This window comes from Lacinutrix cladophorae (assembly GCF_053604645.1).
In genome coordinates this window covers 1-231 of sequence record NZ_JBSHNR010000096.1, presented here as the reverse complement: position 1 = coordinate 231, position 231 = coordinate 1, and the positions used below count along the sequence as shown (strand labels likewise).

General features: G+C 39.8%; 1 protein-coding gene. It reads right to left on the bottom strand.

Annotation, left to right across the window (positions count from 1 at the left end; genetic code table 11):
* A partial coding sequence (locus tag ACVC3Y_RS05860) for a hypothetical protein (protein WP_452226359.1) occupies nucleotides 1–231 on the bottom strand: 231 nt, incomplete at both ends.

The window sequence follows — 231 nt, the reverse complement described above, 5'->3', positions numbered from 1 at the left end:
ATCTGTACCACAAGATTGAAGCGCTAATATGTTAGCAGCATTCCAATCGTTAGCAATGGTTTCATTATCTGTTCCATTACATTCTATAGCTTCATCTACAACCGTACAAGCTGTAAGATCAGGACCGATAGAATCTTCAAGAGTAAGTGTCGCAGTCAGTGTAGTTTCGTTATCACAATCATCCGATACCGTATAGATTACAGTAATAGTACCACCAGCACCACAAGTGGA